Origin of the sequence: Vibrio neptunius (assembly GCF_000967495.1) — a bacterium.
Lineage (GTDB): Bacteria > Pseudomonadota > Gammaproteobacteria > Enterobacterales > Vibrionaceae > Vibrio > Vibrio neptunius.
On record NZ_JXXU01000129.1, the window covers coordinates 1 to 296 of the forward strand.

General features: G+C 41.9%; 1 pseudogene. It reads right to left on the reverse strand.

Going from position 1 to position 296, the window contains the following annotated elements:
• Positions 1–296: pseudogene (locus TW84_RS24990) on the reverse strand (GAD-like domain-containing protein); the annotation flags it as partial.

Sequence of the window (296 nt, forward strand, 5' to 3'; positions counted from 1 at the left end):
TAGGTAGGGGGTAAAGACCAGGACCTCGTCTTTACCCACTGGGCCATACGTTTTAAGTACAGATGGGAACAAGGGGATTGAGTTGCTCTTAATATCAACATCTTCGAGCTCTTTGAAGCCTAGAAAGCGCTGGATTGCTGAATTAGCTTTTCCAACCGATATATCAATTTCATTCCCGTTAACTGTTTTAATCCAATTTAAATAAGGAATAACAGAAAGTGAATGCCCCGTTCGTTCTCCCCACAAATAGAGTTGACCATAGCAATTGCGCGCGATCACATGGTAGTTGTCATAAT